Raw genomic sequence first — 12147 nt, 5'->3', positions numbered from 1 at the left:
GTTATGACGCTCCCACAGGTTCTATCGGTGACACAATCTTCCGAGATGACAACGCCGACGGAGACCAAGACGATGGAGAAGCAGGAATCTCTGGAGTAGAAGTCCGACTAACCGACAAAGGAGATGACGGAGTATTCGGTACAGATGATGATGTAGTTATCGGCACTGAAACTACTGATGCAGATGGTAAGTATCTGTTTGATGGTTTAGATGCCGGAAACTATCAAGTAGAAGTCCTCAACAACAACGGTGCTCTAGATGGTTTAGACCAAACTGCTGACCCTGATGGAACTTTAGACAATGGTTCCATGGTGGAATTAGCACAAGGGGAAGATAATCTAGACCAAGACTTCGGTTATGACGCTCCTGAAAATCCTGGTATCGAAATCGAAAAGTCAACCAACGACGTAGATGCTGACACCCCAGATTTAGCACCAGAAATCGCTGCTGGTGATACAGTTACTTGGACTTATGAAGTAACCAATACTGGTGATGTATCCTTCGACGAAAGTGAAGTTGTGGTCACTGACGATCAAGAAGGAATAATTACCAACATCATTGAAAAAATCAATGGAAATCAAGATAACATCTTAGACCCTGGTGAAACTTGGGTTTACCAGCAGGAAGGAATCGCTCAAGATTTATCTACTGTTACTAACAACGTTATTGATTTTGAAACTGACGCTGAAGGTAATCCTTTACCACTAGGAACAGTCATTGACACAGAATATTCCGCTCTCGGTGTGACTATCTCTGCAACTGGTGGCTCAAATGAAGCCATGATATTTGACAGTGCTAACCCAACTGGTGGAGATGGTGATTTAGCAACAAATAGTGAAGGCAACATCTTAATCATTTCCGAAGACGGTGATAGTTCCGATCCTGATGACAATGCTGGTGGTGGGGTAATTACCTTTGACTTGGATAACCCAGTTGATGTTAATTCTATTAACTTCGTAGATATTGAGGAAGCGGGCGGTCAAGTTTTCACTACTGATGCTGATGGAAATGTAACTACTACTGCAATTCCTGCTCCTGGTGATGGTAGCCTCCAAACTTTAAACATCAATGACAATGATGTTGTCAAGATAGAAGTTGACCTTGTTGGTAGCGGTGCTATCTCTGGGTTGGATTTTGACAGCATAGCTGACGGTATCTATAAAAATATCGGTACAGTTGTAGCTGATGATGTCGAAGATTCCGATCCTAGCCACTATGTTAACCCCGAACCTCAAAATCCTGACATCGAGATTGAGAAGTTCACTAACGGTGTAGATGCTGACACTGTAGCGGAAGCAGTAGAAATTGCTGCTGGTGAAACAGTTACTTGGACTTATGAAGTAACAAATACTGGTGATGAATCCTTTGACGAAAGTGAAGTTGTGGTCACTGACGACCAAGAAGGTCTAATTACCAATATTGCTGAGAAAATCAATGGAAATCAAGATAATGTCTTAGAACCTGGTGAAACCTGGATTTACCAAGAGATAGGAATTGCTCAAGACTTAAGCACTACTACCACTTCCGAAGACATCACCTTCCACCTCACAGGTAATAGTTACACAACTGGTCCTGCTGGAAATACCCGTAACTTTACTCAAGATGGTGTATCAGTAGATGTCAGTGCTTTCAGTTTCAATTCACATCAAGGCTGGCGAAAAGCTTTTCTTGGTGCTTTTGGTGGCGGCTTAGGTGTTACCAACCAGAATGAAGGTGGTTCCGGTCACCGAGTAGATAATGGTGGTAGCGTCGATTATATCGTCTTTGAGTTTGACAAATCAGTAACTCCAGATCGCGCACTCCTTGATTATATTGAGCATGATAGCGATATTTCAATCTGGGTCGGCGATCGTACAGAAGATATCTCACTTTTAGATGACAGTATCTTAAATAGCTTCACCAAGGAAAATAACAATGGTGGTAATGGTGGTCATGACTACAAACGCTGGGCTAACTTTAATGCTGATGAGTTAACTGGTGATACCTTCATAATTGCTGCAAATCCAGATCAGTACAATGATGCTTTCAAGTTCAAAAAACTTGATATTTCTGTACCTGGTGAAACAACGATCGACAATTACGTCAATATTGGAACTGTAACCGCTGGTTCTGTTAGCGACCAAGATCCAAGTAGTTACACCAACCCTGAAGGGGAACCCGAACCTCAAAATCCTGGTATTGACATTGAAAAGTCAACCAACGGCGTAGATGCTGACACCATAGAGGAAGCAGTAGAAATTGCTGCTGGTGAGACAGTTACTTGGACTTATGAAGTAACAAACACTGGTGATGTACCTTTCGACGAAAGTGAAGTTGAAGTAACTGATGACCAAGAAGGCACAATTACCAACATCACTAACCAAGGAGACGAAGATAACATCTTAGCTCCTGGTGAAACTTGGATTTATGAGCAGACAGGAATTGCTCAAAACTTGACGACTACTACCAGTGCTCAAGACATCCACTTCACCCTCACAGGTAATAGTTACACAACTGGTCCTGCTGGAAATACCCGTCACTTTACTCAAGATGGTGTATCAGTAGATGTGAGTGCTTTCAGTTTCAATTCACATCAAGGCTGGCGAACAGCTTTCCTTGGTGCTTATGGTGGCGGTTTAGGAGTTACCAACCAGAATGAAAGTGGTTCCGGTCACCGAGTAGATAATGGTGGCAGCATCGACTATATCCTCTTTGAGTTCGACCAAGATGTTACCGTTGATAAAGCATTCCTGAAGTATGTCGAGCATGATAGCGATATCTCAATCTGGATTGGTGATAGCAATGAAGAGATATCAGCTGCAGATTTTGAGAACGGTATCTTAGATGGCTTCACCAAGGAAAATAACTATGGTGGTTCCTACGATCGCTGGGCTGACTTTAATGCTGATGAGTTAACAGGTAATACCGTAGTTATTGCTGCTCGTGACGATGATGATTACCATAACGATTCCTTCAAGTTGAAAAACCTTGATATTTCTATACCTGGTGAAACAACTATCGGCAATTACGTCAACATTGGAACTGTAACTGCTGGCTCTGTAACTGATGAAGATCAAAGTGGTTACACTAATCCTGAAGCAGAGCCTCAAAATCCTGGTATTGACATTGAGAAATTCACCAACGGGGAAAATGCTGATACTGTAGAGGATGCAGCAGTTATTGAGCCTCATCATCCTGTTACTTGGACTTATGAAGTAACTAACACTGGTAATGTACCTTTCGATAAAGCTGATATTCAGGTGACTGATGACCAGGAAGGCACAATTACCCACATCAGTAACCAAGCAGATGGAGATGACATCTTAGCTCCTGGTGAGACCTGGGTTTACCAAGAGACAGGAACAGCTCAAGACCTGACAACAGTTATAGGGGGCGAAAGCTACACCTTTAATTTAACAGGCAATAGTCCTTTAGATGGTCAAAATGGTAATATTCGTACCTTCGATGCTGGTGATGTCTCTGTCAACGCTAGTGCTTTCAGTAGCGATCCACATGGAGTTTTCCAAGAAGCCTATTTAGGTGCTTTCTCTAGTGGACTAGGAGTCACTGATAACTCAGAAGGTGACGGAACTCACGGACTGCATCGTATTGATAATGTATATCAAGATAACTTCGTCTTACTTGAATTCTCTAAAGAGATTGTTGTTGATCGCGCATTCCTAGATTCTGTTGGAGCTGATAGTGACATCACTTATTGGGTAGGTAACAAGGAAGATGCGTTCAATAACCACAACTTCTTAGACCAGAGTTTCTTAGACAGTCTTGAATTCACAGAAGACAATTATACCCACAGTGCACATGAACGTTGGGCAGATATCAATAATGGTGAAGTGAGTGGTAATATACTTGTTGTCGCTGCTGCGATCTCCGACGACACTCCTGAAGACCGATTCAAGCTCAAAACATTAGAGGTACACGATATTGAAACTACCGAAGCTGGTTTCTACCAGAATTTAGGTACTGTTGAGGTCAATGGTCTCATTGATGAAGATTTGAGTAACTATGTTAACCCTGACTACTACATCTAATTTTCTTGGATAGACTTTCTAGAGATTGGCAATAGCAAATCTAGTAGTTAAAGTCAAGTAAATAGTTGAATTAATTTAAGAGTTTCACAGAAATTATCTCTGTGAAACTCTTTTTTTTGGCGTTATATCATTTCCGGTTGAATAGTTATAATTAAAGTTTTTAGTAAAGCTTTAGCCCTAGGTATGTATCGGGCTGAAGCCCTACTACAAACAAAAACTTTTTTGATCGCGTCAGCGGAACGGAGTTCTATCACTGATTATCCGGACATGATATTATATCATGTTCGGTAGAACACTTATAATTAGGCTCGTATTTGGGCTTTAGCCCAAATACTAAGTATTGTAAGGGCTAAAGCCCAACTACAAACAAAAACTTTATTGTAAGTAATTATCCGAACATGATATTAGTAATTGATATACAGCCTTCTAATAAACCACATAGTCATAACCAAAACCTTGTAGGGACGTTCCATGGAATGTCCCTACTGTCGTCTACCTAAATGAAAACCGCATCTTTTCGGGTAATATCGCTACAATTTATGCTTTGTACAGATTTGGTCACTAAACCCCTAGCAAAATTGGAGTTTTTGCCTCTTTTAAAATCTCCAAACTCCAAAGTAAGCAGATTTAATATAATTTATCAAAAAATGCTTGACAAATATATTTAATTATGCTGCAATAAAATTTCTGAGTTAAATCAGTTAGTGTCCAGAAACAATTTATCAATTGTGAAAGTCACTACTCTATAGACAAAATCAGGTCAAATAATCACAGGCTTTCAGCAGTAGAGCCTAATTTTCTATAAATTAATCCCAATAAAGGAGTAAATTTATTAAGAATAAATGGCAATACAATTAAAATTAATCAGCCAGTATTAGGAAATTACCTATACCTGCTTATCAAAAACAAATAAGGAGAAAATTAAAAATGAAAATTACTAGACGATTATTTCTAGGAACAGGTACAGCAATGGCAACTGTGGCACTTGCCGAACTAGGAAAAAGCAACCGAGGATTAGCCCAAAGTGGTGCAATTAATCTATATTCTTCCCGTCACTACGACACAGACCAAGTTCTTTACGACAGTTTCACAAAAAAAACTGGTATCAAAGTCAACCTAATTGAAGGTAAGGGAGAGGAGTTAATCGAACGAATCAAAAGTGAAGGAGCCAACAGTCCCGCAGATATCTTCATCACAGTTGATGCAGGGAATTTGTGGCGTGCCCAAGAACAAGGAATCTTACAACCAGCTTCTTCTTCTATTCTCGAAAGTAAAATTCCCGCTAACCTCCGCAGTCCGGAAAATTTATGGTTTGGTTTCTCCAGACGGGCACGGGTAATCATGTATAACAAAGATAAAGTTCAACCCTCTGAGCTATCAACTTATGAAGATTTAGCTACAGACAAATGGAAAGGTAAAATTGTAATCCGCTCCTCTAGCAATATTTACAACCAATCTTTAGTAGCATCTTTAATTGAAATTCTGGGAACGTCACCGACAGAAAGTTGGGCAAAAGGGTTTGTTAGTAATTTTGCCAGACCTCCAGAAGGAAATGACACTGCTCAAATAAAAGCTGTTGCTGCTGGTATTGGTGATGTTGGTATTGCTAATAGCTACTATTTGGCGCGTTTGAAAAGGTCTACCAAAGCAGAAGATAAAGCAGTTGCAGAGAAAGTAGGTATATTTTTCCCAAACCAAAATGGTCGCGGTGCCCACGTTAATATTAGTGGTGGTGGGGTAGTTAAAACTGCTCCCAATAAAGAGGGTGCAATTAAGTTTCTGGAACATTTAGCTAGTCCAGAAGCTCAAAAAATCTACTCTGAGGGGAATAACGAATATCCTGTAGTTGCAGGCGTACCTGTTGCTAGCGTTTTGGCAAGCTTTGGTGATTTCAAGAGCGATCCTACTAATGTTTCTATTTATGGTAAGTTGAACCCTGAAGCGATTAAATTAATGGATCGTGTGGGTTGGAAATAGTTTAGAATTCTGAATTTAGAATTCTGAATTCAGAAGTAATCCCTAACTGAGTTTGAGTATTGATCGGGACTTACACACCCAAACAAGAAACCGGGTTTATTGCCCTAATTTTTTCTTTCTCATATAGAATCCGGATAATTACCATAGCTAAGTCATTGCGACAGGAACGCAGTGGAATCCCGATTCTATATCACAAATTTGTCGATAAACCCAGTTTCTGCATAATATCATGTCTGGTTAAATACTTATAATTAGAGCTTGTAGTTGGGCTTTAGCCCATATATCTATACTGTGGGGCTAAAGCCCAACTACAAACAAAAACTTTTTTATCGCTTAGTAGGGATTTCATAACCAAACTCCCACCCAGATCAAAAATTCCTACTTCCGACTAGCTCAGAATATTGTGCATACTTTTCTCCAGGAATTACCGGAAAAACTCGCAAATTATCTTCAACAACAGATACCTTGACTTGAATTCCAATTGGCAATGCTATTTGTGGAGTAGTACGAGCAATTAATTCTTTTCCAGACTCAGTTTGTAAACAATAACGGAACTCTCTACCCAAAAACTGGCGATCGCGAATCACCATAGACCCCTCATCATCAGCTTTTAACATCAAATCTTCCTGACGGATCATCAATTCAACATTATCAAATTCATCCAAACTACCAATTTCCCCACAAAACACATTATTATTTGTCAACTCAAAAGCACCTAACTCTGTTTCCCAAACCTGGTTATGACGACGTGCAGGCACAAAATTAGCCTGAGTCACAAACTCCGCCACAAACTTAGAAGCAGGTTCAGTATAAATATCCTCTGGTGTACCAAATTGTTCCACACATCCACCTCGCATCACTGCTACCCTGTCAGAAATAGCCATCGCTTCCTCCTGATCGTGGGTGACAATAATTCCCGAAGTACCAGCACTTTTAAGAATATCCCGTAACTCTTGGCGTAATCTAATCCTCACCTGTACATCCAAATTACTCAAAGGTTCATCCAATAATACCAAAGCTGGACTTGGTGCCAAAGCACGCGCCAAAGCTACCCGTTGCTGCTGACCTCCAGACAATTCATGGGGATAACGATTTTCTAGACCAGACAAACCGACTAATTCTAGAACATCCCCTACCTGATGATTAATTTGTGTAGTTGACTTTTTGCCAGAATTATGTAATCCGAAAGCAATATTTTTAGCTACAGTCAGATGGGGAAATAAAGCATAATCTTGAAATACCATACCAACATTACGTTTTTCTGGTACTACCCAATCATGTCTACCAGCAACTACTTGCCCATTAATAGTAACAATGCCTGACTGTGGTTGCTCAAATCCAGCAATTATTCTCAATAAAGTTGTTTTACCGCAACCTGAAGGCCCCAATAACCCCAGTATATCTCCCTGGTACAGTGTTAAATTTACATTTTGCACCGCAGGGGTAGTAGTGCGAGAAAATTGCTTGTTGACACTCTCCAGATGGAGAATTACCGATTGGGCCATTTATTTCTTAACCTCCCTTATTTCAGTTATCAGTCCTAGCGCGTCTAGCTTGAAAATGTGGGTTGAGAAACCTAACCCCCCAACCCCCTTCCCTGCAAGAGAATGGGGAAAATCTAGCCCCTCTCCTTGCAGGAGAGGGGTTGGGGGAGAGGTTTTCTTTGTCAAAAAACTGGGTTTATGAACAAACATTGTGGGACTAACAACCGTCATGCCAAAAACCCAGTTTTAAAGAGAATTTGAGAATTTACGTTATAGTTCTCAAAGTCGTCTAGAACATTATTTATTCTTAAATTATCTTAACCTACTTTTTAGAAAATATTCTCATTAAAGTTTATCTAAACTTTTCTAATATCTAAAATTAAAACGTTTAATAATATGAAAAAAATTAACCGTCTCAACTGGGATGCTTGGACAATATTTGTTGTAGCGATCGCCTCCCTCATCTCAGCTCCAGTAATATTTGTCCTGAGCAGTATTTTCTCAGATACAGGAGAGATATGGAGTCACTTAGCCTCTACAGTTTTACCTCGTTATCTCCTCAACTCCTTTATATTAATGGTAGGAGTAGGTTGTGGAGTCTCAGTCATCGGAGTAGGAGGAGCATGGTTAATCACAATGTGCCGTTTTCCTGGGACTCGCATATTTGAATGGGCAATGTTATTACCCTTAGCAGTTCCCGCCTATATTCTTGCTTATACCTATACAGAACTCCTAGAATTTTATGGCCCCGTACAAACATGGTTGCGAGAAATATTTGGTTGGACGAGTGTAAACGATTATTGGTTCCCAGAAATTCGTTCTATTGGTGGAGCGATCGCCCTATTAACCCTAACTTTATACCCCTACGTTTATCTTCTAACGCGAGTCGCCTTTTTAGAACAATCAACTTGTACTTTAGAAGCAAGTCGTTCTCTAGGGGCAAACCCTTGGCGGAGTTTTTTCACAGTAGCTCTTCCCCTGGCAAGACCAGCAATAATTACAGGTTTAGCTCTAGCGCTAATGGAAACCCTGAATGATTTCGGTACGGTGCAATATTTTGGAGTTGATACATTTACAACTGGGATTTATCGTACTTGGTTCGGTATGGGGGAAAGAGTAGCAGCAGCACAGTTAGCAGCAGTATTACTATTATTTATTTTATGGTTAATTTTGCTCGAATTGTGGTCGCGTCGGCAAGCCAAATATTATCAAACTAGCAGTCAACAGCAACACTTACAACAATTTCACTTAACTGGAATCAGGAAATTGGGTGCTTTTATTGCTTGTTTACTGCCAGTTTTTTTAGGTTTTCTCTTGCCAGGAGGATTATTACTACAAATGACTATTGCTGAGAGTGGAGCAAGCTTCCGGGGTCGGTTTTGGGATTATGCTTCCCATAGTTTGACCTTGGCAGCAATTACCGCTGTTTTAGGAGTGGCGATCGCTCTCATTATGGCTTATGGAGTACGTCTAAATCGAAATTTGGGAATGCGTCTCTCAACCCGTATTGCAGCAATGGGTTATGCTGTACCGGGTTCAGTTATTGCCGTAGGAATTTTGATTCCTATAGGTACAGTTGATAATGCCATTGATAGTTTTATGCGTTCCATGTTTGGCATCTCAACTGGTTTATTATTTAGTGGCACTATTACAGCATTAGTGTTTGCTTATTTAGTCAGATTTATGGCAGTAGCATTTGGCGCTGTTGAGTCAAGTTTAGTAAAAATTCAACCAAGTTTAGATGATGCTTCTCGGAGCTTAGGTTATAGCCCTACTAAAACCTTAATTAAAGTTCATGTACCGATGATGTGGGGTGGGTTATTAACAGGAGCAATGTTGACATTTGTAGATGTAATGAAAGAGTTACCAGCAACAATGGTAATTCGTCCATTTAATTTTGATACCTTAGCAATTAGGGTTTATAATTTGGCTGCTGATGAGAGATTAACTGAAGCAGCAGGTCCAGCTTTAGCAATTGTATTAGTAGGAATAATACCAGTAATCATACTTAGCTTAAGGATTGCCAAATCGCGCCAATATTAAAATTATTAACAATTTCTTTATGGTTATCAAGTGGTAGAATGATACTTGTACATTATAGCGCTTAATATTGATTTAATTATAGTAATAATTAGTAATAAATACATTTTTCAGTAATATTTTATTACAATTCAAACTCGCCTATTTATGAAATTTATTCTATCTTATATATATAAATTTTATATTGGTTATAAGTAATGTCTCTTAACACAAATATATTATCAAATTTTACAATTGAGACTGCCATCGATCCTCATCCTCTAACGGTTAGTCCAGATATTTTACTGACAGAAGCAATATATTACCTCAGTCAACCAAAAAAACAACAAAATATGGAGGTAGATTCAGTCATAGAATCAAATCAAGGTATCGATCTAAAAAGTCGTTCGAGTTGCTTATTAGTAGTTGAAAATAATCAACTCTTAGGAATACTAACTGAGCGTGATATAGTTCGATTAATTGCCGAAAAAGTTCAGGTAGAGGATGTCAAAATTAAAGATGTGATGACTAATAAATTAATCACAATAGTTGATTCACAAATACAAGATATTTATACCATTATCAACTATTTTCAGGAGCATAAAATTCGTCATCTACCAGTATTATCCGAGACCAAGGAATTACTAGGGTTGATTACTTCCACAAGTCTTTGCAATTCCCTAAAATTATTTGACCTCCTAAAACACAGAGAAATTGAGGAAGTAATGAATACTCATGTCATTCATAGTTCACCTAATTCATATGTACTTACTCTAACTGAACAAATGGCAAAGTATCGAGTTAGTTGTATAGTCATAGTTTACTCAGATCAACAACAGATATTACATCCAGTTGGAATTGTCACAGAAAAAGATATTGTGCAATTTCAAGCACTAGGCTTAAATTTCAGTCAATTCAAAGCCTCAGACATTATGAGTACACCTTTATCTACTTTGAGACCTGTGGATAGTTTATGGCAAGCTCACCAAAAAATGCAAAACTTGCGAGTACGACGATTAGTTGTATGCGATAATAATGGCAAAATGCTAGGTATTATAACTCAAAGTAGCCTATTGCAAAATCTCAATCCTGTAGATATATGCGGAGTAATTCATACATTGCGACAGGAAATGCAAGAGCTACAGACTGAAAAAATTGAAACCTTGCATCGTAACAATAGTCGTCTGGAAGAACAGGTACAGCGTTTGCAAGAATCAGTAAATAAACTAGAGCAACGCAACTATGAAATCTCAACTATTAACCAGATGATAGAATTTTTACAAGCGTGTGAAAAAATTGAAGACGCTCATGAATTCCTCAGAGAGTTTCTCAAAAAATTATTTCCAGAGTTTTCTAGCAGTGTGTTATTGAAAGATGAGCGTAATGGTAAGTTGAAAAGTGTCAGTTATTATGGTAATCTAGCAGATAGTGAAACTTTAATAGAATTTAGTGATTGTTGGGCATTGCGACGAGGACAAAGTCATATTGCTAGCAATGCTCAACCAGGATTATTTTGTGATCATGTCGATCAGGAATATGAACCTACCACAACTATTTGTATTCCTCTATTAAATCAAGATCAAATTTGGGGCTTGTTTTATCTGCGAACAGAATTTCCAGAAAAAATTAGTCACCATCAAAAACATTTCGCTCATACTGTAGCTGGACAAATTTCTTTAGCACTTTACAACCTAAAACTGAGAGAAAAATTAAGAAATGATAGTATTCGCGATGCCTTAACAGGTTTATTTAATCGACGTTATTTAGATGAATCTCTCAAGCAAGAAATTATAAAAGCTAAACGCAATCAACAACCTTTAAGTGTCATCATGGTAGATGTCGATCACTTTAAACAATTTAACGATATTTATGGTCACGATGTTGGAGATATGGTACTCCGAGAACTAGGGAGATTTTTACAACAAAAAGTTAGAGGATATGATATTGCTTGTCGTTACGGTGGAGAAGAAATGACTTTAATTTTAATAAATACTCCTTTAGGTATTGCTAAACAAAGGGCGGAAAATATTTGTTCAGAAGTAAGGGAATTATCCTTAAAAAATCAGGGTAAAATTCTGCAATCCATAACTGTTTCTTTGGGAGTTGCTTGTTTTCCTTTACATGGAAGCACAAAAGAAGAAATTATTCAACGGGCGGATAAAGCTTTATATCGAGCGAAAAAAGCCGGACGTAATCGAGTGATTTTGTATCAATTAGAGCAGTAAATATCCTTGAATTTTATAATTTAATATTCTCCTAGTTTGGGTGTAATCAATAAATATCAAATTAAATTCAATTAATGGGACTTACAAAATTTCTGGGCAGAAAAATGCTTGAAAGTTTGAATGTGGGAATTATTTAAGGATATTACCTACAAAGTTTGCATTCAGCAGAAATAGTTTTACGCTCAAATTTTATTGTAGTTAGTCTGTTTTTTGACCAGAGAAACCGGTTTTTTTATAGGATTTATATTATGTCGAGTAGTAGGGCTTTAGCCTTAAGAAGATATTAATATGAAATACAAAAAATTTTGCAAATATATGAATCTCCCCATCTCCCCATCAATCTTTGGTAGCAAACATTAATACCATTTTGAAAAAAGAATGTTACGAATAATAAGGACGATAAAAAGATTTTAC

At 38.4% G+C, this 12147-nt stretch carries 5 protein-coding genes; 4 read left to right on the top strand and 1 reads right to left on the bottom strand.

Annotation, left to right across the window (positions count from 1 at the left end; genetic code table 11):
- Together ACP6PL_RS26480 and ACP6PL_RS26475 are read left to right on the top strand one after the other, a co-directional pair.
- The coding region (locus tag ACP6PL_RS26480; protein WP_426548327.1) for a DUF7507 domain-containing protein at window positions 1-4028 on the top strand (4028 nt) is incomplete at its 5' end.
- A gap of 927 nt (window positions 4029-4955) precedes the next feature.
- Window positions 4956-6005, top strand: a complete 1050-nt coding sequence (locus tag ACP6PL_RS26475; protein WP_426548326.1) for a Fe(3+) ABC transporter substrate-binding protein — start codon at window positions 4956-4958, stop codon at window positions 6003-6005.
- Between the two features lie 368 nt (window positions 6006-6373).
- Here the strand turns inward: ACP6PL_RS26475 and ACP6PL_RS26470 are convergent, their stop codons facing one another.
- Window positions 6374-7510, bottom strand: a complete 1137-nt coding sequence (locus ACP6PL_RS26470; protein WP_426548325.1) for an ABC transporter ATP-binding protein — start codon at window positions 7508-7510, stop codon at window positions 6374-6376.
- A gap of 375 nt (window positions 7511-7885) precedes the next feature.
- Between ACP6PL_RS26470 and ACP6PL_RS26465 the strand changes: the two genes are divergently transcribed.
- Together ACP6PL_RS26465 and ACP6PL_RS26460 are read left to right on the top strand one after the other, a co-directional pair.
- Complete coding sequence (locus ACP6PL_RS26465) at window positions 7886-9532, top strand: ABC transporter permease (RefSeq protein WP_426548324.1); 1647 nt, start codon at window positions 7886-7888, stop codon at window positions 9530-9532.
- Between the two features lie 194 nt (window positions 9533-9726).
- Window positions 9727-11733, top strand: a complete 2007-nt coding sequence (locus tag ACP6PL_RS26460; protein ID WP_426548323.1) for a diguanylate cyclase — start codon at window positions 9727-9729, stop codon at window positions 11731-11733.
- Window positions 11734-12147 lie beyond the last annotated feature (414 nt).

The organism is Dapis purpurea BLCC-M126 (assembly GCF_050015975.1).
GTDB lineage: Bacteria > Cyanobacteriota > Cyanobacteriia > Cyanobacteriales > Microcoleaceae > Trichodesmium.
This window is presented reverse-complemented; position numbering and strand designations above follow the sequence as displayed.

What these genes read in the sequence shown, in the direction of transcription:
- ACP6PL_RS26470 (WP_426548325.1), bottom strand. Translation starts at nt 7,510, where the DNA reads ATGGCCCAATCGGTAATTCTCCATCTGGAGAGTGTCAACAAGCAATTT.
- ACP6PL_RS26460 (WP_426548323.1), top strand. Translation starts at nt 9,727, where the DNA reads ATGTCTCTTAACACAAATATATTATCAAATTTTACAATTGAGACTGCC.
- ACP6PL_RS26475 (WP_426548326.1), top strand. Translation starts at nt 4,956, where the DNA reads ATGAAAATTACTAGACGATTATTTCTAGGAACAGGTACAGCAATGGCA.
- ACP6PL_RS26465 (WP_426548324.1), top strand. Translation starts at nt 7,886, where the DNA reads ATGAAAAAAATTAACCGTCTCAACTGGGATGCTTGGACAATATTTGTT.